Here is a 20,192-nt window from a genome sequence, read left to right as displayed (position 1 = left end):
CGCGACTAACCTTTGGAAATATTATTTTGGCGTATTGCCGTGTTTCATTGCTTACCAGTTAGCAACATTGTCGGCTTTAAAGCCGTAGATGCTTTGTAGTAACTCACGCGCCGCCATAAGATCGGCTTGATAATCCGCGACAGCAGTCTCATCGGTCAGTACCGGCATATCACCCAGCAAGCCGTGCAACTCGCCAAATTTACCGGCATTGGCCTCGGCATTGAACGGCGAGAATGGGCTGAACTGGAAGTTCATGGCAAAACCCTTCATTTCCGAGAAATGCTTGGCTAGGTTAGCGAAATCATCCGCCGTGTAAGTACCTGCGGCAACAACGGCTAAGTCGGCATGAACTTCGTTGATGTAGTGCACAACGGTGGCGGCAATGGCGTTTTCCCAGTTGGCTACGGCGATATCACGCTGTACTTTTAGGGCATCCATTTGCTCGGCACTAAGCGCAGAGCCTACGTTATCGTTGATAATCTTACGACCGGCGATAAAGGCATTCATGGCCGCCGCCGAGTAGTCCGTCGTTACCGTGGCGCCACGGTCACGTTTGGCGGCATTGGTCGAGTTACCCCAGTTATATTCTAACTTAAGGTCGATTAGAGTGTCGCCCGAATAATCGTTGTAGCCTGAAGCAAACGCCTCACGACCGCCTTTCCCTGCAATTTCATCGTCGCTGTATTCCAGGTAGTTACGCGCCGCACCGAAGTAACCAAAACCTTCATCGAAGTGGTGTTCTAATGTGGTGTAGGCGGCACCATCATCGGCATTGACGTTATCAACAACATTTTCGGTATTAAAGCCGATGCTTTCTTCTAGGTAATCATCGGTACCTTGAGAGAACATCAGGGCGCCCAGGGTGTGCTTTTGAATTAACTGGTTTAAGTCTAAACCAGACTCTGTGATATAAAGCTTTGTGATGGTGTTGCCCGCAGGGTCTAACAGGATTTCACCGCCATTGTATTTATCGATGTTGGCGGCCAACAAATCAAAGTAATGGAAAATCAAACCTTCAGGCGTTTTTGCCTGTGTACCGAAGTCAGTCCAACCCAGGAAGTTACCTTCTTCCTGCCAGGCTTTGTGCATTTTAGACGGATCGTTACCAGCGACTTTAGCGCTCAGCTCTTTGCCGGAAGATGAAATGTCCGCAAATGAGTGTTGTACCGTGTCGATATCGCCAAGGAAACTCAGGCTGTCATCCTTCACTACCTCGTATGAACCGTCAACGTCACCCCAAAGGGCATGCAAACGCGCTTTTACCATGTCTCCAGTAAGGCTATTAGTGGTCACATAGTCACCGGTTAACTGACCGATATAGTGCTTAATTTCAGCCGACAGTGCGTGGCGAGCAATTTGGCCGCCGTAAGAAACCGATGAACCGGCACCTAATTTAGAGTCGAACTCATAGATGTTTACGCCGTTTTCGCTATCCACATCGGCCACGCTGATGGTGATTTCTTTGCTAAAGGTTAAACCACCTGCATCGGTTACCGTGACTGTTACTGTGGCATCGCTTTGCTGTTCAAAGTTAAGGGCAATCCCCTCTTTTAGCTTTAGCGTGGTGCCGTCAACGATTTCAAACAAGGCCTCGTCGGCCGCTAAAGAGAAGGTTAAACCCGAGGTGCTGTCATCCGTTGCGCTCAGCGTACCCACTACGCCACCTACTAGGTCGTCATTAACCGAGCTGGCTGAAACAGTGATATTGGTAGGTGCTTGGTTTGCCGGAGGAGTACCGCCGTCATTATCAGAGCCAGAGCCACCGCCACAAGCAGTTAGGCCTAAGGTTGCCGCAAGTACAGCAGTGGTAATAAGAGATTTGCGCAAGTTCATGTTGTCATCCCAAGTTAGATAATAATCATTCTTGTTTGTAATTGGGCCTCATTATAACGATACGCAAATAACAATCAATATCATTTATTAGTTTATTTAAATTTAGTTATAAATTTTGATAACGACGAGTGAAAGAAACAGGAGCTAACTGGGCTTTGACTTGGGTTGGGGTAAAGACATAACGAACTTGGCACCACCCAGGGCGCTGCTATCGACGCTGATTTTACCATGGTGCCATTGCACGATTTTTGCGGTAATCGCCAGGCCAAGGCCATAGCCGCCGGTGCTTTTGGCACGACTTTGATCTAGACGAATAAAGGGTTTGAAGATATCGGCCCTTTTTGACGGGGCAATGCCGGCACCATCATCCTCGATACAGACATCGCATTGTTCCTCGTTGGAGCAAATACGCACCTGAATATGGTGGCGGGCATGTTTTAAGGCATTGCCGAGTAGGTTTTGTAGGGCACGCGCTAAAAAGTGCGGGTCGCAACGATAGAGATTCGGCTGCTCATGCAGTACCTCGATGTGGACCTTACTATCAAAGTTCAGTTTTTCCACCATGTTATCGACCAGCTCGTTTAAGTCGACTAGCTCTAGCGCCAAGGTTGGCCCTTGTGCATCCAGACGCGCATAGTGCAGCATTTCACTGACCAGATTTTCCAATTCGGTGATATCCGAGGTCATAGACTGCATATACTTTTGCTGCTTTTCGTCACTGCCCTGCTCAAGCATGGCCAAAGCAAATTTGAGCCGTGCCAAGGGCGTACGAAATTCATGAGAGACCGAAGAGGTGAGCTCACGCTGAGCATTGAGCAGGCTGTGAATACGCCGTTGCATCACTTGCAAGGCATCGGTGATGGGCAACAAGAAGGAGCGACCCATGTTACTGACATTAATGTCGGTGCGCCCGTCCACCTGCGCACAGGTTTCACTGAGTTTATTAAAATCGCGCCACAGCATCAGGCTCCAAAGTCCAACTGGAGCGCCCACCAGCAGCAGCACCAGCAAATAGGGGCCGACAAAGTTCTCACCGGGAGCCTTAGGCAATTCCACCGGGCCTATTTGCAGTAATTGCTCATTATCTAGGGGGACATACCAAAGCAGATGCTCGTCGGCATCGAAAACATGCACCGCCTGCGCCTGCTCCAGACGCACTTGCACCTGCTCCGGCAAGGCAATGTCGCTACGCTGCAATTGGCGCATGGGGTATTGACTGTTGATATACTGACGACCGAGCTCGCTCTGTGCCAGGGCCTTAAAGTTATTGCCCAGCTCCATCGCCAATGGGGTTGATTGCTCGTCGGCGGGCCATAGCCTTTCTATGGCCCCGGTCGCTATGACCAGCGAGACAATAATGTATAAATAAAGGCTGACAAAGAGCTTGCCCAAATTAGTTATTCACTCCATGCATCGCTAACAAAGAGATAACCCTGGCCCCAAACCGTCTTGATTTTATAGGGTTTATCACTGTTATCGCCGAGCTTTTTACGCAGTCGCGAAATACGCACGTCGACGGTGCGATCCAAACCATCGTACTGACGACCAATCATTTGCTCGTGCACATATTCACGGCTTAACACCTCACCGGCATTGCTGGCGAGCAACCAAAGAAGCTCGAATTCATGTGAGGTAAGCGTGATTTCAGTGTCTTTTAAGGTGACGATGCGGCTGTTTTTATCGATTTTCAGCTCACCAAAGGTCACACTTTGTACCGCCTTATCTTGCTCCTGGGTACGACGTAACAAGGCGGTGATGCGTGCCAGCAATACTCTGGGCTCTGCCGGCTTGATTACATAGTCATCGGCGCCCAGTTCCAAGCCGATCACCTGGTCAAAGTCTTCGCCCTTGGCGGTCAGCATCAAAATAGGAAAGGAGTACTTGTCTCGTACTTCGCGGCACACGGCAAAGCCGTCTTTGCCTGGGAGCATCACGTCTAAAATCATCAGGTCCACTTGATGTTTTTGCACATAATCCATCACCTCGTCACCACGAGATAATACCTCCACATTGAGGTTGTTCTGTTGCAAGTAGTCCCGGGTTAGCTCTTGCAGAGCCAGGTCGTCTTCGACTAAGAGTATGTTCGCCATGGGCCAACTCCTGAATTAAAAAAAACTCCATACGGAACGTAAGCGTCTGCGCGAGCTGCGTAACGTTTGCAATTCCAGCTGGGTATCTACGACTAATTCGCCTGTGTGCGCGTGAGTGAGGGAGTATATGGCTGGTAACTGAACCTCGGCTTTATACTGCCACACCCCCTGTTGCTGCGCGGGCCAGCAGCCCAAGGTGCGGTTGTTTTCAAGCAAACACACCGGTATGGCTTGGGGCAAAGTCCAGCGAATATTCACCTGCGTCGTACAGGCTTGTTCTTTGTTTTCTACCACACAATATTGCGGCGAGATTTCCAGCAGTTCGTTTGCCAATGCAGGCATGGCGGTCATTATCACCGCACTGCCGATCACTGCTGTCGCCGCCAAACTCATCATGCTAAAAAAGGTGCTTCACACCGATAAATAAGGTCAACGAGGAAGACTCCTTAAACAATGGACTGGCCTTGGCTTGACTATGATAGTCAATGTAGCCAAGGTGCATGCGCAGCGCATTGTGTTCGTCGACTAGGTAGCTGACATCAATTTTAGCATAGGGCTGCACACTGCTACCAACGACAATGGCGCCATAACCACCGGTTTCTTCACGGCTTAAGCCGTAAAAATAGTCATTTTGCTCGCGGCTGCTGTAATTGACGCCAATATTGGGCTCCAATACCCATTGCTCGAAACGATACCCCCAGCGCCAACTAGCTTGAGCCCGCCAGCCGCGATAAACATCGCTGACATCCGCCAAGGCCTTAGCCTGAAACTGCCCAATTGAGGTGAAATAATGATATTCAAAACCGGCATCAAGGGCCCAATGACGCTTATCCAGGTCATCAACTCTTACTCTTGCCGGGCCCTCTGCTATCAAAGGTGCGCTGCTGTCTATTTGTTGCAACGCAAATACACTGCTGGGGTGCCAGTCGACAAAAAACCGTGTTTCCGGGTTGATCTCGGTAATGGCACTGAGCACATGCTCGTCTTGATTGACAAAGGTGTAGCCTAGCTGGTTGTTGTCGAGATACCAGGTATCGGTGTAATAGGCGACATCGGGAACCACATACAAGTGCACATCGTCACCGCCATGCAAAGGGTTGGTCATCACTCCGTAACCGATGTTAACGCCAAGGTGCCATTGTTCTACCGGCACCTCGTTAGCATACACGCCGCAGCCCAACGCAGCTAAAGCTGCACTCAACACAGAATTATGAAGCCCTAAACGCATATGCTTTCCCGAGAATAAACAGGCCGCTATCCTAACAACAGTCAAGGTTTTGTTCAGTATGCAATAACAATCGTTAACAAATCACGCCGTTTTGGTCACCTAAACCCCATTTATAGTTGCTCCGCCACCTGCCAGCAGGCGTCGATCACCGGCTCGGACAGTCGCCGCTGCAAGGCCACCAGGCCAATTTCAAAAGGCGGTGGCGCGTCAGCCACTTTGACTATTTGTACCTTATCACTAAATGGGCTGTTCTCTAATACTACCTGCGGGATCAAGGCCACACCGAGCCCCAAACTCACCATGGAAACCAGGGCTTCGTGACCGCTGACCTGAGCATAAATGGGCGGCTGGATTCGCCTTGTTCGCCACCAATTAATCAGCCGGTTACGATTCTCCCCCTGCTCTGGGATAATAAAGGGAAGGTGCTCCCAGGCGATCTTCCCGCCCTGGTTAACACGTTGGCTCACTTCGCAGGGAATTTTTGGCGCAATAAACACCAGCTCCGACCAACCTAAACGGCAAAATGCCAACTGCTGTGCTAGACGTGCGGGTTTGGCGGCGATGGCCACATCCTCATGATGGTCCAGCACGCGCTCAAGCGCCTGAGCCGGATCGCCGGTATGTAATTTCATTTCAATCTTGCTATGGCGCTGACGCAGAGCCGATAACAAAGGATTTAAAAAGCTGTAGGCAGCACTGACGGAGCAGAAAATACTGAGCTCGCCGGCGACCTCCTGCTCCTGGCTCAAGCTTGCTTTAAACAGCTGCCAATGGGCCAGCGTATTTTTAGCATAATGAGTGAAATGCTCCCCCGCTGCACTTAGCTGCACCTGACGGTTGTCACGTACAAACAGCTCACACCCCACTTCCTGCTCTAACTGTTTAATGTTGCGACTTAAGGTCGAGTCGCTGATATAACAGCGCTCACTGGCACGACCAAAATGCAAGGTCTCGGCTAGCGCCAAAAAGTAATGCAGTTGTTTGTGTTGCATGGCCACCTCGTTTCAATATATGCAATACAATAATGCAAATATATCATTTTACGCAATACGCTATTTTGCCTACAGTCAATAACAGACCTATCAGCAGTACTATTATTTTCGAGGACGGACAATGGCAAATTACTTCAACTCCCTACCCTTGCGCGAGCAACTGGCACAATTAGGGCAATGTGAATTTATGGATCGCAGCGAGTTTAGCGACGGCGTCCAGGTGCTCATTGGCAAAAAACTGGTCATTGTCGGCTGTGGTGCCCAGGGCCTCAATCAGGGCTTAAACCTGCGTGATTCGGGCCTGAATGTTAGCTATGCCCTGCGAGAGTCGGCCATTAGTGAGCAGCGTCAATCTTTCCTAAACGCAAGCGAAAATGGTTTTGTGGTCGGCACCTATGAAGAGCTTATCCCCGATGCGGATCTGGTGTTAAACCTGACACCCGATAAACAACATAGCACCGTGGTTGATGCGGTTATGCCACTGATGAAGCAAGGTGCTACTCTTGCCTACTCCCATGGCTTTAACATAGTTGAAGAAGGCAAGCAGATCCGCGACGATATTACTGTGATCATGGTCGCTCCCAAATGTCCGGGGTCGGAAGTGCGCGAAGAGTACAAACGCGGTTTTGGGGTGCCCACATTAATCGCCGTGCATCCGGAAAACGATCCTGAAGGTAAGGGCCTGGCTCAAGCCAAGGCTTATGCCGCGGGTACTGGTGGCGATCGCGCCGGCGTACTGCTTTCGTCCTTTGTTGCCGAGGTAAAATCGGATCTGATGGGCGAGCAAACCATACTGTGCGGCATGCTGCAAACCGGCTCCCTGCTGTGTTTCGATAAAATGGTGGAAAAAGGCATCGATCCCGGGTACGCGGCAAAACTCATTCAATATGGCTGGGAGGTGATCACCGAAGCACTTAAACACGGCGGTGTCACTAATATGCTTGACCGCCTCAGTAACCCGGCGAAATTAAGAGCCTTTACCCTTAGCGAAGACCTGAAAACCATTATGCGCCCGCTTTATAACAAGCATATGGACGATATTATCAGCGGCGACTTTTCCAAGGGCATGATGGCGGACTGGGCCGAGAATGACACTAAACTACTGGGCTGGCGTGCGCAAACGGCAGAAACGGCGTTTGAGAAACAGCAAAATAGCGATGTGCACATCAGTGAACAGGAATTTTTCGACAATGGCATTTTGATGGTAGCCATGGTCAAGGCGGGCGTAGAATTAGCCTATGAAACCATGACGGCGGCGGGCATCAAAGCCGAATCGGCTTATTATGAGTCGCTGCATGAAACACCGCTTATCGCCAATACCATAGCCCGTAAAAAGCTTTATGAGATGAATCGTACCATCTCAGACACCGCGGAGTATGGCTGCTATTTATATAACCACGCCTGTTTGCCGCTGCTGCAACCCTTTATGCGCAACATAGACACGGATGTTATCGGCCGTGGCCTCGAGCAGACGGACAATGGTGTTGATAACCAGGCCCTGATCCAGGTGAATGCAGCTTTACGTAATCACCCGGTAGAGATCGTCGGCACTAAGCTGCGCAGCTATATGTCTGCGATGAAAAAGATTGTTTAGACGCAATAAATAGCCGTCACTCCCTTGTGCCCAAAGTCGATACTTTGGGCTTTTTTCTTTACGAATCAATCACCCATTCATGCTTTGTAACAATTAGCCAACTGCCTAAACGACAACCTAAACTATACTTAGACTAGTATTTGCTCCAAGGATTGGGCCCCAAGTAATGTCTATGCCTGAGCCGTGGAGGTTAGTATGCGCAGCTTAATTACCCTAGTGATGCCGCTTATTTTGTTATGGGGGTGCAATAGCACACAAGTCAAAGAGCTTCCCGCACCACCAATTAACTTGGCGTATCACCCGCAGTTCCAAGCGCAGCCGGTGGAGAGTCTAGAAGAAATATTCGCCCTCGATAGTTCGATGCAGGCCCAGTTAAACAACGCCTTCGCCACCCGCTCTGGTAATCTGAGCGCCACCAAGCGCTTGATGATGCTTATTTTAGAAAATGGCGACAAAAGCGTGCGCTACCAATCCGGTGCCACTCTGACCGCAGCGCAAACCTATAAACAACTCAATGCCAACTGTTTATCCCTGTCCATTTTAGCCTTTAGCATGGCCGAGCACTTGGGTTTAAAGGGGCAATTTCAACGCGTGCATATCCCCGAATATTGGGCACTTAATCGCGGCTATAACCTACTCACCGGCCATATTAACCTGCGCTTATATCAGCCGCGTCGCCGAAACGAAGTGTATGAGCTCTACAATGCCGAGCGCGAGGTCATTGTGGACTTTGCCCCGGATATCTCCGATGGCAATTTTAAAACCACGGAAATCACCAAAGAGCGTGTCGCCGCCATGTTTTATAACAACAAGGGCGCAGCGGCGCTAGTTGAACAAGACTATGAACGCGCCTACAGCTACTTTTACGCCGCCACGCAAATGGATCCCTACTACTCGGGCGGCTGGGGGAATCTAGGCATCCTCTATCGGCTCATCAATGATTTCGAGCGCGCCGAAAGCGCCTATCAATACGCCATCAATATCGACAAGGATAACAACACCGCGCTCGGGAATCTGGCGATTCTTTATCGCCTGACCGAGCGTACACACTTAGCCGAGGACATAGAGCGCAAACTGGCACAACTGCGCAGAAATAACCCCTACTACCATATTGCCTTGGGTAACGACAGCCTGGTACAAAAACAATATGCCCAAGCCTTAAATCATTTTCGCAAGGCCCGCGAGCTGGATGAACGTATCCACGAAAGCTATTTTGGCATGGCCCACACCTACTACTTAATGGGTGACATCAAGGCGACGCGGAAGTATTTACTGATGGCGCAAAAAAGAGCGCATTTTGACTATGATAAATTACGCTATCGCGGCAAACTGGCCAGCTTGGAACTGATCGCAAAAAATCGATGAAAATAAATTTTTACTTGATGGTCGTGCTGGGGCTGTTTGCTTCGCATCTGGCCCTAGCCTCTCCCTCTGCGCAATGGCATAAAGACCTGATCTACCTCAGCAGCGAAGCCTTGGCCGGGCGCAAGGCTGGCAGCGACACCGGTGCGCTAGCCGGGGACTATGTGCAAACACGATTGCAACAACTGGGTTATCAAACGCAGTTACAGCCTTTTGCGTTTAAGCAGGGCTTTTTTCAACAAGGTCAGGGGCGCAATATCATCAGCAACGATTGCCTACGGGATTGTCTGGTAATAAGCGCCCACTATGATCACTTAGGTAAACCCGGGCGTCACCATTATCCTGGGGCCAATGACAATGCCTCGGGCGTCGCTGCCATCCTCTATCTAGCAGAGCAGCTGCTGCCGCAGCGTGAACGCATCACCTTTGCCGCCTTCGACGCCGAGGAAAACGGCCTGCATGGCGCCAAGCACTTCGTCGACAACAAAGACCATGAAGCAATACGCCTAAATATTAATCTCGATATGCTTAATCTACCGCGCGCCAACAGCCGGCTGTTTTTCTATACCCGGGAAGATTTATGCCCCATGGCTAAGGCACAGCTTGATAACAGCTCCTTAAAAACACAAATGGCGAGGAGCAACCGCAGTATTAATCGCCGCCTTGATGGTGAGCGCATCGACTGGTTAAGAGCCAGCGACCACTGGGCTTTTGCCAGAAAAAAACTCCCCTTTATCTTTGTCACCTCGGCGGATGACCCACATTATCATCAATCGAGCGACACCCCAGAACAGATCCAAAGCGAGCGTTATGCGCAAACATTGCAACTGTTAACGCACTTTATTGAGGAGCTGCTAGGACCTGGGTGCGATGGTTTTCATGTTCGTTAACAAACTTTTCTTTGCCGGCACGGCTGCGTTTTTTAACCTCGATTTCGAGTTTACAGGCCTCGCTTCGGGTTCCTACTGGCATGGTGAATACCAGGGTGAGCGGCCCCTTGCCCTTTAGATTTTTGGCTCCCTTCCCCCGCTCATGCGCTTGCAGGCGTTTAGCAACATTATTGCTGACTCCGGTGTACCAATGGCCGTATCTTGTTTGCACAATATACAACCACCAAGACTCGGATTTCTCTAGACTCATTAAACTAATTACCTCGGTTAGGGTCTTATACCAATTCACTTAAATAGCTAATCACTCTAGCGGGCTAAATATCGTGCTAACTGTGTTGAAATTTTTCGATGTAGAATAACTACATAAGAAAAATTCCGCCTTGTTATCACAACATTTATCCAGCGCTATATCTGATCACATACTTAACAGAATTGGTATGATTTATGATTTCGCGCTTTACCTTCGGTGTCGAATGGGTATCATGCTAACAACAACAAATAAGGACTGATAATCGAACATGCAGTGGTTTAAACAGTTTTCGCTGGTAGCAGCCATCGTTATTGTGTGCAGTAGTTTAAGTGCATGCTCTAGTTGGGTCTACCGCATCAATATTCCCCAGGGGAACTTTCTAGAACAATCCGACGTTGATAAATTACGTGTCGATATGACCCGCGAGCAAGTACTCTACGTGCTCGGTAAGCCGGTAGCGCAAGATGCCTTTGACAAGGATACCTGGTATTACCTTTATGTTTTCAATCTTGGTCGCAAGTTCGAACAGCGCAAACAGCTTACGCTGCAATTTGCCAATGATCGCCTTGCCAGCATCAGCTCGGAAGATTATGAACAACCAGAAGACTTTAATACCCCGTTAGAACAATAACAAAATTATCGGGATGATCTAAAAACGCGGCCATGGCCGCGTTTTTTGTGTCACTGGTCTACAAGTTAGCTAGGGTCATCGCTTTTTACCTTGGCGCCGGTGATTTTATTGGCACGCCCTTCTTCCTTAGCTTTTTCGGCGCGTTTTCGGCGCGCCTCTTTAGGATCGGCAATCAGCGGTCGGTAAATCTCAACCCGATCCCCGGCTTTCAGCTCGGTATCCAGCTTACAGGTGCGATTCCAAATACCCAGGGTCAGGTTTTTCATATCAATTTCCGGGCATTTTTCCACTATGCCCGATTTCAATACCGCTTCTTCGGCGGTGCTGCCCTTGGGCACTTCAACTCTGAGCACGGTCGCTTTATCGGGTAAGGCAAATACCACTTCAACTTCTATCATTAACGCTCTCCGTAAACCACTTTGGCGCGCTGGGTAAAAGCCTGTACCATGTTTTTCGCGACTTCGTTAAAAACACGACCAAAAGCCATTTCCACCAGCTTGCTGGCAAACTCGAATTCCAATTTTAGGCTTACCTTGCAGGCATGCTCATCCAAGGGCTTAAACTGCCAATGGCCATGCAAATGCTTAAAGGGGCCATCCACCAACGCCAGGGCGATGGTGTGATGCTCAGCATCGAGTGTATTTTCGGTGGTAAACCACTTTTTTAGTCCGGCCTTGGATATTTCCAACCCAGCACGCATATGATTGTGCTGCTTTGAAAACACCTTGGCATCGCTGCAATGGGGTAAAAACTCAGGGTACGCATCGACATCATTGACTAGGTCGAACATTTCCTTGCTGCTATACATCACCAGCGCTGATTTTTCTATTTGTGGCATAACCTCTCCTCACAACAGCGCAATTCTAGCAAGCTTTAGGGCCAGCCCCAAGGGGCATTCGCTGCACACCCGGTTAAGGTGAAAACAGCACGCCACTTAAAGCGTCAGGGAGGCAATAAAAAACTGGTGTAAATACGCATACAATCAGTATAATGGCGCCATTATGGCAAAGAAAAAAACAGCAAAATCGACCTCAAATACCATCGCGCTCAATAAAAAAGCGCGTCATGAGTATTTTTTACACGATAAATTCGAGGCTGGCCTTGAGCTTCAGGGCTGGGAAGTGAAAAGTATTCGCGCCGGTAAGGTCAATATCTCCGATACCTATATTCATATTAAGAACGGGGAAGCCTACCTATTGGGGAGCCAAATCCAACCCCTGAACAGCGCCTCAACCCACACCATTTGCGATCCCATGCGCTATCGTAAGTTGCTATTGAATAAGCGCGAAATAGATCGCTTGATCGGTGCCACCGAGCGTGAGGGTTTCTCCTTGGTGGCCACCGCCATGTATTGGAAAAAATGCTGGGTAAAATTGGAGTTTTACCTCGCCAAGGGTAAGAAGATGCACGATAAGCGTGCTGATACCAAAGAAAAAGATTGGGCTCGCGAAAAAGAGCGGGTCATGAAACACAAAGCAAGATAAAGCGAACCTAAGTTCGCTTTTTTTATGCCCGTTTTAAGTAACAAAATATTGCGCCATCAGCCTTCTCCCCAACGGTCCGAGCCCCTATTTCTGCGCTTGTCACCGCCATGATGTAAATTTTTTTACACGTTTTTTTACAGATTCAGCCAAAAGATGCATTGCCTTTAAGTTGTTAATAATGTTAATCCTATGTTTCTACTGAATTTCTACTACACTCCTACGTGGATACTTAGCAGTAGATAATTATGACAACGAAAAATCCCCACAGGGATAATAATAAGGATTTCAGGATGAGAAAGTTCACACCCAGTGCCCTGCGCACGGCACTCACCTTGGCTTTAGGCACCGGCGCGCTGTCCATGTCGATTCAAGCGCAAGCCGAAGAGACAACGGCGGAAAACGTCGAACGCATTGAGATAACCGGTTCGCGTATTAAACGCACCGATATGGAAGGTCCTTCACCGGTACAAAGTATCGGCAAAGAAGATATCGCTAACATGGGTTACGACAACCTGCAGCAATTGCTTGAGCGTATGCCCGTGGCCGGTAATGGTACCTTCTCGACCCGCGGCAATAACCAGGATTCAACCGCCAACGGTGGTGCCGCGGTAAGCTTACGTGGTTTGGGTCCAGATGCGACCCTGGTACTGATCAATGGCCGCCGCGTAGCCATTAGTGCCTTTGCCGAGAGCATTACCAATTCCTTCGTTGATATCAACTCGATTCCGGTGTCGGCCATCGAACGTATCGATATCCTAAAAGACGGCGCCTCGGCCATTTATGGTTCCGATGCGGTCGCCGGTGTGGTTAACGTGATCTTGAAAAAGGACATCGAAGGCATCGAGGTGAACCTCGGCTACGGTGGAACCACGGGACCAAACCATGAAGAAACCACCGCCAGCGTGGTCTGGGGCACCACCAGCGCCAAAGGCAGCGCCTCGGTTATTCTTGATTACTTTAAGAACACCGGACTTGAAGCCGATGAAATGGGCCGTTTAGGCACAGCTAACCAATCGCCTTATGGCGGTATGGATTTTCGTTCATCGCGGGGCTTTCCAGGCTATTTCTACGTCGATGGCGTAAAAACCATTGACCCGGATTGCCCGGCTGAAAACGCCACCGCCAGCGGCAGCTGTTTATTCGATTACGGTCCATATGGCTTTATCACGCCGCCTGCCGAGCGTGTTGGTGCCATCGCCCAGTTCGACTATAAATTTGACAATGATATCACCGCCTTTATGGAAATCGCCGCCCAGCATAATACCTCGGAAGCCGGTGGTGCACCGACGCCATTGGATGAAGATGCGGGCCTAACGGTTCCAGGCAGCCACCCTAATAACCCTTTTGGTCAAGACATTGAAATCGGTCGTTACCGTACCGTAGACGCAGGTCCTCGTCGTTGGGACATCGAGTCCGATACCCTGCGCATCGTTGCCGGCCTGCGCGGTGAAATCAACGACTGGGGCTGGGAAGTAGCGGCACAAAAAGGTCGCAGTAAATCGGAGCAAACAGGTAACCGCTCCATGGGCTGGGTTCGTGTTGACTTCCTACAGCAGGAAATCGACGCTGGTAACTACAATCCCTTCGGTGGCGTCCAGAACTCACCTGAAGTCATCGACCGTATCACCACCAGCCTAGTGCGTCGCGGTGAGTCGCATATGACCTCATTCGATGCCAGCATCAGCGGCGAAGCCTTTGAGTTTAATGAGCATATGGTAATGATGGCCGCGGGTCTTGAGTACCGCGATGAAGACGTCAGCGATGTGCCGGACGACCAATTCCAGCGCGGTCTGATCTTCGGTACAGAGTCGGTATCGGCGGCGGCAGAGCGCGACCAGTGGGCTGCTTATGTGGAATTCTCCATTCCTCTAAGCGATGACTTCGAGCTACAGCTTGCCGGTCGTCACGATGACTACAGTGACTTTGGCTCAACCACTAACCCGAAAGTCGCCTTTAAATGGGCACCGACCGGTGAGTTCTCACTACGTGGTTCATGGGCTCAGGGTTTCCGTGCACCATCGTTGGCACAAATTGGCTTAGGTCCATCGGAAGAAAGTCAGTTCTTCGTTGATACCTACCGTTGTCAGGCCACGGGCCAAGACTGTGACTTACTTGATTACAACATCGAGTTTGCCGGTAACCCGGATTTGGAAGCGGAAGAGTCGGAGTCATGGAACCTAGGTGCTATTTGGGCGCCGGTTAACGAGTTCGGTATCTCTGTGGATATCTGGAGCATCGAGCAAGACAATAAGATTGACGAGCAAGACTTTGGTAGCGTTTACAACACTCATTGTAATGACCAAAACAGCACTGTGTGTGTGCGTCTTCCTCCCGTTGCCGGTCAAAGCCTGGGTGTGATCCAACAGGTGCACAGTACGTTTGAGAACGTGTCGTCGCAAGAAGCCTCGGGTATCGATTTGTCCACCAACTATAAGATGGATATGGACGACATGGGTCTGCTCAAGTTCAACCTTGAGTGGTCATATATGCATGAGTTCAACAAGGACGGCCGTGAATATATCGGCGAGTACGAGTACCCTCGTCACCGTGGTTTATTTGCCACCAACTGGGAGTTCCAGGACTTCAATGTCAACATGAACATCAGTTATGTGGGCTCGTTCGAAGACACCCCGGATATCGACTTTGACGGTGCCCTGGATTTCGACACCCAGAAATCGCGTGATGTTGACTCCCACACCCTGGTAGATATTCAAGGCGCTTATAACCTTAACGACGATATTCGTATCTCAGTGGGTATGAATAACGTGTTTGATGAAGATCCACCGTTTGCTATCGGTGATGGCGATGCCGACCTATACGGTTATGTATCCTCGGTTCACAACCCGCGTGGTCGTTATGTCTACACCAACCTAACATGGCGCTTTAACTAACACGCCAGACGTAAAAAAGGCCGCTGAACAGCGGCCTTTTTATTTGCATTGTAATACCTGAGCTAGTTAGCCGTAGGTATAAGAGGCTTGAATGCCCAGCGGAATACCCAGACCCCAATAGGCCAGTAAGAACAGGCTCCAGCCCACCAAGAAGGCAATGGAGTAAGGTAGCATCATGGCAATCAGGGTACCGATACCGGTATTCTTAACATACTTCTGACAGTAAACCACCACCAAGGGGAAGTATGGCATCAGCGGCGTAATGATGTTAGAGCTGGAATCTCCCACTCGATACGCGGCCTGCGTTAAGTCTGGCGAGATATTGAGTTGCATCAACATGGGCACAAAAATAGGTCCCAACAAGGCCCATTTCGCCGAGCTTGAACCAACAAACAAGTTCACAAAAGCGGTTAAGAAAATGATGCCCACTATGGTGACTCCGCTTGGCAGCGACATGGCCTTAAGTACCGCAGCTCCTTCAATGGCCAACAAGGCACCGAGATTCGACTGCGCGAAGGCGGCAATAAACAAGGCACAGAAAAACGCCATAACTATATAGTAAGCCATGCCTTCCATGGACTTGGTCATGGCCATGATCATATCTTTGGAGCTCTTAAAGGTACCGGCAACAAAGCCGTAGACCGCACCTGGGATCCAGAACAGCAAGAAAATCAGCGGCACTATGGATTGCATAATCGGCGCACTAAAGTCCGCCAGATTGCCATCTTTGGAACGTAGCGGTGACGTATCTAAGCTCGCGACATAGGCTAACAAGGCCAAGCCGGCCAGCATAACGCCGGTGGCGATTAAAAAGGCTTTCTTTTCTTTACCCGTGGCCTGATCAAAGGCGGGCAGTTCATCGGTATTGCCGTCCACTTCTGAGCTTTTCAGGCGCGGCTCAATAATTTTGTCGGTAATATACCAGCCCACCAGCACGATAAAGATGCTCGACAGTGAGGTGAAGTAATAGTTGTTAAGCGGGTTGACTTCCATGCTCGGGTCGATGATCTGCGCCGCACTTTGGGTAAAGCTTTGCAGTAAGGGATCTATGCCCGATGGAATAAAGTTGGCACTAAAGCCGCCACTTACCCCGGCGAAAGCCGCGGCTATACCCGCCAGGGGATGACGCCCCATAGCATAGAAGATCACCCCGGCAAGCGGAATTACCAGCACATACCCGGCATCTGTGGCTGTGTGCGAAACAATACCCACCAAGATCACCATGGGCGTCAGCAGCGCCTTAGGTGTGCGTTTAAGCATCAACTTAATGCCGGTATTGATATAGCCGGAATGCTCGGCCACACCCACACCCAGCATGGCCACCAGTACCACGCCTAAGGGTGCAAAACTGGTAAAGGTTGTAACATGGAAGCCAAAAAGCCCGCCAAGGCCTGGCCAGTAAGTAGATTATTCACCACTATCGGGGCTTTAGTGCGAGGGTCGATCACATCAAAGGTCACGCCCGAAAAGGCCCAGGATAAAACCCAGATAAGTAACATAGCAAAGAGGAAGATCATCGCCGGATCCGGCAATTTATTCCCCACTCGCTCTATGGTGTTAAGAAAGCGCGCGATTGCGCCGCCTGGTGCAGCTCCTTGCTGGTCACCGTTATTATTATTCATTTTGTGACTCCTAACCTTAAAACAGTCGCTCGGGCACAGGGCCCGAGCGGTTTACACCATGCAGACTACTTGAAAATTAACATAAAGGCTACATGCTAAAGCATTAGACTGTGCCAATGCCTGAAACTGGTTAGGGAGTATAAGCCGTTAATTGGCGAGCGCTTTTACCTGCTCCCAAATCGCCACCATGTGATCACGATCGATATCGGTCAGTTCACCATTGCGGTAGGCCTTAACCAGGCTCTGTTCGATTTGCTCGTTCAATTCCTGTGGGCTTAAAGCTAGGTTTTCCACTTGGGCATAACCCACGGCCAGGTCAAAATGACCGCGTAAATAGCCGCCGGCAAACAACTGGTCGTCATCGGCGTGATCAACCAAGTCGTCAAAAAAGTGCTGTGCCGCGTCTACATAATTTGAATAAGGCATTACTGCTCCTCATTGTGGCCCACGGCATAAAGCACGTGGTCATTAAAACCTGTGGTTACTTGGATGTAACCGGATAATTCGTCGTCCAGGGCGCTGTCGCCGGTATCACAAATAAGTGGTCGCCCCTGAAGCGCCTGCAGTTTGCTTTTGGTCGCCACCACGATAATGTTTTCTTTGCCTATAGCGCGAATAAGCGCCGGGCTCAATTGCTGGTTACCGCGCCCGAAGAGGTGGCCCTGACCACCAATCAGGGTGATCACCAGTTTAGTCGGCTTGTCTTTGCAGGCCTCGAGTAACTGTTGTGCGGTCATATCCCGGCCGATTAATTCCTGGTCTCTCACCAGATCAACGCCAAGCAGGGTATTGTCCAAGCCCATTTCTTCCATCACCGCGGCCACGGTTGAACCCGAACCGATGATATATTGCCAATCTTCGTCCATCTCGCTGACCACATAGGCGGCGATATCGGCAAGCACCAGCTCGTCCACTTCTTTACCGGCGCCATTTTTTACCGCCTGCACATAGCGCAACTCGCTTGGCACCCGCAGCTCACCGTAACGCTTGGCGCGCACCGCACCGGCGCGAAAGGCGTCTTCGTCGATATCCATCACATCGCTTTCTCCAAGCGTGACCAGCTCGCCTTTGACCAGCATCTCCACCACGCGCCCGGCAGCTTTAGGAGTGATGGCATAGACGCCGGAGTGAATTTTACAACCGGCGGGAATGCCCAAAGCTGGTACTCGCTCACCAATGGCATGACACAGATTTCGTGCGGTACCATCACCACCGGCAAACAAGATAAGATCAACGCCCTGATCGCAAAGTAACTGCGCCGCATGCTCGGTGTCCGCGGCTGTGGTCGGGCTGGCACTGTGATACACCACCTCAACATCAAAGCCGAGTTCACGGGCCACCTGCTCACCCATGCCGCCATTAACGGTGTAAATGGTCAAATCCGCTTGATAAGGCACCAGTTGCTCAAGCGCCGCGCGAGCACGCAGATGCGCTTTGGGCTCAGCGCCAAGGGCCATGGCTTTGGCCGCGGTATCGGCCCCATCACTGCCCTTTAACGCCACCGCACCGCCCAGACCGGCCACGGGATTGATAATAAAACCCAGCTTAAACTGCATAATCTAGTTCCTTTGGAGGTTGCCATTGTATCTGCGCACGACACAGCGGATATGGTTGACCGTAATGCTGCGCCAAGGCTTTAAGCAATTGCTCGGTGCGCGCATTAAAACCCTGCTCTATCAGGGTCAGGAGTTTATCATAGACACGCTTTTGAAAGGAGAAGCGACAGGTCTGCTCACCACCTAAGTTATCCGCCGAGACGTTAAAGGAAAAACCGGCGGCCAAACACAACGCCCATTCAATGGCCTGAGGGTGCACTTCGACATTTTCAAACTCATGTTGCTGCGCCTTGTTGCGGCCATCGGGGCAATACCAATAGCCATAATCTTCCAATTGACGACGGCGCTCTCCGGCCACCAGCCAATGGGCTATTTCATGCAAGGCACTGGCGTAAAAGCCATGGGCAAAGACGATGCGATGATGGTCGCACTGGTCGTCAGCGGGCAGATAAATAGGCTCATCATCGCCACGCACCAAACGGGTATTATGGGTGGCAAAAAATGTGCGCTCAAAGAGTGTGATTAGTTCGTCTACCTGGTGCATAACTATGGGTAATTTCAAAACACCGCGCGATTGTACGGACTTTGGCCGCTAAAGTAAAAACGCAGCCCTAGGGCTGCGTTTTTTATTCGGGTCTTTGTGCGGCTATCGGCCCGTGCTCTAATTGCACATCGGGGTTTTGCCCCCGTTGACGCAATAGATGATCCATCAGGGTGATGGCCATCATGGCCTCGGCGATAGGAATGGCGCGAATACCTACACAGGGGTCGTGGCGGCCCTTGGTGATCATCTCCACCGCTTCGTTACTGGTATTAATGCTCTGACCCACCACGGTAATGCTGGAGGTCGGCTTAAGGGCGATGCTAGCAACTATGTCCTGGCCGGTAGAAATCCCCGCAAGCACACCGCCAGCATGGTTCGAAGTAAAGCCTTCGGGGGTCAGCTCGTCACGGTGCTCCGAGCCTTTTTGTTCAACTACCGCAAAGCCGTCGCCTATTTCAACACCCTTCACCGCATTGATGCTCATCAGCGAATGCGCCAGCTCCGCATCGAGGCGGTCAAACACAGGCTCACCTAAGCCTACAGGGACGCCACTGGCAACCACCTTAACCTTGGCGCCAATGGAGTCGCCTTGTTTTTTCAAGTCACGCATATATTCATCCAGGGCATCAAGCTTGCTGCTATCTGGGAAGAAAAATGCGTTTTGCTCGACTTGCTGCCAATCATACTGCTCGGCCTTAATGGGACCCAGCTGTGACAAACAGGCTTTTACTTCTATGCCATGAAACTGCTTCAGGTATTTTTTGGCAATAGCACCGGCGGCCACGCGAATGGCGGTTTCTCGTGCCGATGAGCGGCCACCACCACGATAATCACGAATACCGTATTTATGCCAGTAGGTATAATCCCCATGGCCCGGTCGAAACACGTCTTTGATCTTGCTGTAGTCTTTGGAGCGTTGATCGGTGTTTTCAATCAATAAACCGATACTGGTGCCCGTGGTTTTACCCTCGAACACGCCGGAGAGGATCTTCACTCTATCCTCTTCTCGGCGCGCCGTGGTGTAGCGACTCTGACCGGGCTTACGACGGTCTAAATCACCCTGTAAATCGGCTTCATCGAGCTGCAAACCAGCGGGACAGCCATCGACCACCCCACCAAGTGCGGGGCCGTGGCTTTCACCAAATGTGGACACCCGAAACAGCTGCCCTATGCTATTACCTGCCATATTTCATCCTCATTCCAAATGGCGCGAAAAATCAGCGAG

General features: G+C 50.5%; 19 protein-coding genes and 1 pseudogene. 6 read left to right on the top strand and 14 right to left on the bottom strand.

Annotated features, from left to right (window positions below):
• Nucleotides 1–51: 51 nt before the first annotated feature.
• The 6 genes from C2M36_RS13435 to ilvY form a co-directional block, all read right to left on the bottom strand.
• Nucleotides 52–1,833, bottom strand: coding sequence for a DUF4856 domain-containing protein (locus C2M36_RS13435; protein ID WP_105255327.1), 1,782 nt, complete (start codon nucleotides 1,831–1,833; stop codon nucleotides 52–54).
• A gap of 144 nt (nucleotides 1,834–1,977) precedes the next feature.
• Nucleotides 1,978–3,225, bottom strand: a complete 1,248-nt coding sequence (locus C2M36_RS13430; RefSeq protein WP_105255326.1) for an ATP-binding protein — start codon at nucleotides 3,223–3,225, stop codon at nucleotides 1,978–1,980.
• A 5-nt stretch (nucleotides 3,226–3,230) separates the two neighbouring features.
• Nucleotides 3,231–3,923, bottom strand: coding sequence for a response regulator (locus C2M36_RS13425; protein ID WP_105255325.1), 693 nt, complete (start codon nucleotides 3,921–3,923; stop codon nucleotides 3,231–3,233).
• Between the two features lie 15 nt (nucleotides 3,924–3,938).
• Nucleotides 3,939–4,310, bottom strand: coding sequence for a DUF3019 domain-containing protein (locus tag C2M36_RS13420; RefSeq protein WP_158678949.1), 372 nt, complete (start codon nucleotides 4,308–4,310; stop codon nucleotides 3,939–3,941).
• Nucleotides 4,311–4,320: 10 nt separating this feature from the next.
• On the bottom strand, nucleotides 4,321–5,151 hold the full coding sequence (locus tag C2M36_RS13415) for a MipA/OmpV family protein (protein ID WP_105255323.1): 831 nt from the start codon (nucleotides 5,149–5,151) through the stop codon (nucleotides 4,321–4,323).
• A gap of 110 nt (nucleotides 5,152–5,261) precedes the next feature.
• Nucleotides 5,262–6,143, bottom strand: a complete 882-nt coding sequence (gene ilvY, locus C2M36_RS13410; protein ID WP_105255322.1) for an HTH-type transcriptional activator IlvY — start codon at nucleotides 6,141–6,143, stop codon at nucleotides 5,262–5,264.
• A gap of 121 nt (nucleotides 6,144–6,264) precedes the next feature.
• Between ilvY and ilvC the strand changes: the two genes are divergently transcribed.
• From ilvC to C2M36_RS13395, 3 genes are all read left to right on the top strand, one after another.
• Nucleotides 6,265–7,737, top strand: coding sequence for a ketol-acid reductoisomerase (gene ilvC, locus C2M36_RS13405; protein ID WP_105255321.1), 1,473 nt, complete (start codon nucleotides 6,265–6,267; stop codon nucleotides 7,735–7,737).
• Between the two features lie 195 nt (nucleotides 7,738–7,932).
• On the top strand, nucleotides 7,933–9,102 hold the full coding sequence (locus tag C2M36_RS13400) for a tetratricopeptide repeat protein (protein WP_105255320.1): 1,170 nt from the start codon (nucleotides 7,933–7,935) through the stop codon (nucleotides 9,100–9,102).
• Nucleotides 9,099–9,989 (top strand): M20/M25/M40 family metallo-hydrolase, encoded by an 891-nt coding sequence (locus tag C2M36_RS13395; RefSeq protein ID WP_105255319.1) that lies wholly within the window; start codon nucleotides 9,099–9,101, stop codon nucleotides 9,987–9,989. The genes C2M36_RS13400 and C2M36_RS13395 overlap by 4 nt, the downstream gene beginning before the upstream one ends.
• On the opposite strand, the gene C2M36_RS13390 is transcribed toward C2M36_RS13395, so the two are convergent.
• The gene (locus tag C2M36_RS13390) at nucleotides 9,940–10,239 is read right to left on the bottom strand and encodes a GIY-YIG nuclease family protein (RefSeq protein ID WP_105255523.1); all 300 of its coding nucleotides are present in this window, start codon (nucleotides 10,237–10,239) and stop codon (nucleotides 9,940–9,942) included. The genes C2M36_RS13395 and C2M36_RS13390 overlap by 50 nt on opposite strands.
• 268 nt (nucleotides 10,240–10,507) lie before the next feature.
• Here C2M36_RS13390 and C2M36_RS13385 point away from each other — a divergent pair, with 268 nt between their 5' ends.
• On the top strand, nucleotides 10,508–10,870 hold the full coding sequence (locus tag C2M36_RS13385) for an outer membrane protein assembly factor BamE (protein WP_105255318.1): 363 nt from the start codon (nucleotides 10,508–10,510) through the stop codon (nucleotides 10,868–10,870).
• Between the two features lie 65 nt (nucleotides 10,871–10,935).
• Here C2M36_RS13385 and C2M36_RS13380 read toward each other — a convergent pair whose 3' ends face one another.
• Together C2M36_RS13380 and C2M36_RS13375 are read right to left on the bottom strand one after the other, a co-directional pair.
• Entirely contained in the window at nucleotides 10,936–11,268 is a 333-nt protein-coding gene (locus C2M36_RS13380) for an RnfH family protein (protein WP_105255317.1), read from the bottom strand.
• Nucleotides 11,268–11,708 (bottom strand): type II toxin-antitoxin system RatA family toxin, encoded by a 441-nt coding sequence (locus tag C2M36_RS13375; RefSeq protein ID WP_105255316.1) that lies wholly within the window; start codon nucleotides 11,706–11,708, stop codon nucleotides 11,268–11,270. The genes C2M36_RS13380 and C2M36_RS13375 overlap by 1 nt, the downstream gene beginning before the upstream one ends.
• Nucleotides 11,709–11,871: 163 nt before the next feature.
• Here C2M36_RS13375 and smpB point away from each other — a divergent pair, with 163 nt between their 5' ends.
• The gene (gene smpB / locus C2M36_RS13370; RefSeq protein WP_105255315.1) at nucleotides 11,872–12,354 is read left to right on the top strand and encodes an SsrA-binding protein SmpB; all 483 of its coding nucleotides are present in this window, start codon (nucleotides 11,872–11,874) and stop codon (nucleotides 12,352–12,354) included.
• A gap of 290 nt (nucleotides 12,355–12,644) precedes the next feature.
• Complete coding sequence (locus C2M36_RS13365) at nucleotides 12,645–15,245, top strand: TonB-dependent receptor plug domain-containing protein (RefSeq protein WP_105255314.1); 2,601 nt, start codon at nucleotides 12,645–12,647, stop codon at nucleotides 15,243–15,245.
• A gap of 66 nt (nucleotides 15,246–15,311) precedes the next feature.
• On the opposite strand, the pseudogene C2M36_RS13360 reads toward C2M36_RS13365, so the two are convergent.
• From C2M36_RS13360 to aroC, 5 genes and pseudogenes are all read right to left on the bottom strand, one after another.
• Nucleotides 15,312–16,762, bottom strand: a pseudogene (locus C2M36_RS13360) (AbgT family transporter).
• 252 nt (nucleotides 16,763–17,014) lie between these two features.
• The gene (locus C2M36_RS13355) at nucleotides 17,015–17,293 is read right to left on the bottom strand and encodes a YfcL family protein (protein ID WP_105255313.1); all 279 of its coding nucleotides are present in this window, start codon (nucleotides 17,291–17,293) and stop codon (nucleotides 17,015–17,017) included.
• Nucleotides 17,293–18,423: an ATP-NAD kinase family protein gene (locus tag C2M36_RS13350; protein WP_105255312.1), complete on the bottom strand. Its 1,131-nt coding sequence runs from the start codon at nucleotides 18,421–18,423 to the stop codon at nucleotides 17,293–17,295. The genes C2M36_RS13355 and C2M36_RS13350 overlap by 1 nt, the downstream gene beginning before the upstream one ends.
• Nucleotides 18,413–18,967, bottom strand: coding sequence for an elongation factor P hydroxylase (locus tag C2M36_RS13345; protein WP_105255311.1), 555 nt, complete (start codon nucleotides 18,965–18,967; stop codon nucleotides 18,413–18,415). The genes C2M36_RS13350 and C2M36_RS13345 overlap by 11 nt, the downstream gene beginning before the upstream one ends.
• An 82-nt stretch (nucleotides 18,968–19,049) precedes the next feature.
• Nucleotides 19,050–20,153 (bottom strand): chorismate synthase, encoded by a 1,104-nt coding sequence (gene aroC / locus C2M36_RS13340; RefSeq protein ID WP_105255310.1) that lies wholly within the window; start codon nucleotides 20,151–20,153, stop codon nucleotides 19,050–19,052.
• Nucleotides 20,154–20,192 lie beyond the last annotated feature (39 nt).

It is taken from the genome of Pseudoalteromonas sp. T1lg75 (assembly GCF_002964705.1).
Taxonomy (GTDB): Bacteria; Pseudomonadota; Gammaproteobacteria; order Enterobacterales; family Alteromonadaceae; genus Pseudoalteromonas.
This window is presented reverse-complemented; position numbering and strand designations above follow the sequence as displayed.

Excerpts from the sequence above, each read along its gene's own strand:
- C2M36_RS13435 (WP_105255327.1), bottom strand. The coding sequence starts at position 1,833 with ATGAACTTGCGCAAATCTCTTATTACCACTGCTGTACTTGCGGCAACC.
- C2M36_RS13425 (WP_105255325.1), bottom strand. The coding sequence starts at position 3,923 with ATGGCGAACATACTCTTAGTCGAAGACGACCTGGCTCTGCAAGAGCTA.
- C2M36_RS13415 (WP_105255323.1), bottom strand. The coding sequence starts at position 5,151 with ATGCGTTTAGGGCTTCATAATTCTGTGTTGAGTGCAGCTTTAGCTGCG.
- ilvY (WP_105255322.1), bottom strand. The coding sequence starts at position 6,143 with ATGCAACACAAACAACTGCATTACTTTTTGGCGCTAGCCGAGACCTTG.
- ilvC (WP_105255321.1), top strand. The coding sequence starts at position 6,265 with ATGGCAAATTACTTCAACTCCCTACCCTTGCGCGAGCAACTGGCACAA.
- C2M36_RS13400 (WP_105255320.1), top strand. The coding sequence starts at position 7,933 with ATGCGCAGCTTAATTACCCTAGTGATGCCGCTTATTTTGTTATGGGGG.
- C2M36_RS13395 (WP_105255319.1), top strand. The coding sequence starts at position 9,099 with ATGAAAATAAATTTTTACTTGATGGTCGTGCTGGGGCTGTTTGCTTCG.
- C2M36_RS13390 (WP_105255523.1), bottom strand. The coding sequence starts at position 10,239 with ATGAGTCTAGAGAAATCCGAGTCTTGGTGGTTGTATATTGTGCAAACA.
- C2M36_RS13385 (WP_105255318.1), top strand. The coding sequence starts at position 10,508 with ATGCAGTGGTTTAAACAGTTTTCGCTGGTAGCAGCCATCGTTATTGTG.
- C2M36_RS13380 (WP_105255317.1), bottom strand. The coding sequence starts at position 11,268 with ATGATAGAAGTTGAAGTGGTATTTGCCTTACCCGATAAAGCGACCGTG.
- C2M36_RS13375 (WP_105255316.1), bottom strand. The coding sequence starts at position 11,708 with ATGCCACAAATAGAAAAATCAGCGCTGGTGATGTATAGCAGCAAGGAA.
- smpB (WP_105255315.1), top strand. The coding sequence starts at position 11,872 with ATGGCAAAGAAAAAAACAGCAAAATCGACCTCAAATACCATCGCGCTC.
- C2M36_RS13365 (WP_105255314.1), top strand. The coding sequence starts at position 12,645 with ATGAGAAAGTTCACACCCAGTGCCCTGCGCACGGCACTCACCTTGGCT.
- C2M36_RS13355 (WP_105255313.1), bottom strand. The coding sequence starts at position 17,293 with ATGCCTTATTCAAATTATGTAGACGCGGCACAGCACTTTTTTGACGAC.
- C2M36_RS13350 (WP_105255312.1), bottom strand. The coding sequence starts at position 18,423 with ATGCAGTTTAAGCTGGGTTTTATTATCAATCCCGTGGCCGGTCTGGGC.
- C2M36_RS13345 (WP_105255311.1), bottom strand. The coding sequence starts at position 18,967 with ATGCACCAGGTAGACGAACTAATCACACTCTTTGAGCGCACATTTTTT.
- aroC (WP_105255310.1), bottom strand. The coding sequence starts at position 20,153 with ATGGCAGGTAATAGCATAGGGCAGCTGTTTCGGGTGTCCACATTTGGT.